The sequence below is a fragment of the Serratia sp. Je.1.23.a genome (assembly GCF_051129805.1).
GTDB lineage: Bacteria > Pseudomonadota > Gammaproteobacteria > Enterobacterales > Enterobacteriaceae > Serratia > Serratia liquefaciens.
On the sequence record NZ_JBCPSR010000096.1, the window covers coordinates 1 to 255 of the forward strand.

At 56.5% G+C, this 255-nt stretch carries 1 protein-coding gene; it reads left to right on the top strand.

The genetic code is table 11. From position 1 onward, the window contains the following. The coding region (locus AAZT04_RS26345; protein WP_434682346.1) for a hypothetical protein at positions 1–255 on the top strand (255 nt) is incomplete at both ends.

Here is a 255-nt window from a genome sequence, read left to right on the forward strand (position 1 = left end):
CGGTACGGGCGCTGATGACTCAGTGGTCAAGTGGCAGTGGCGGAACAGCAGTGGCGAGTGGAAGCCATTTACTAGTAACAGCAAGTTCGATGGGAATGTCTATACCCCGGGAAGTGATGACGCAGGAGATGTTGTTCGCGCCTGTGTCACCCCTAAGGGTAAGGAGCAAAGCATCAAGGGGAGTGAGGTTTGTGTTGCCGATGCTGATGTGGTGACCATCTTCGCGGCCCCCGCGGTGAAGGACGTGAAAGCCAC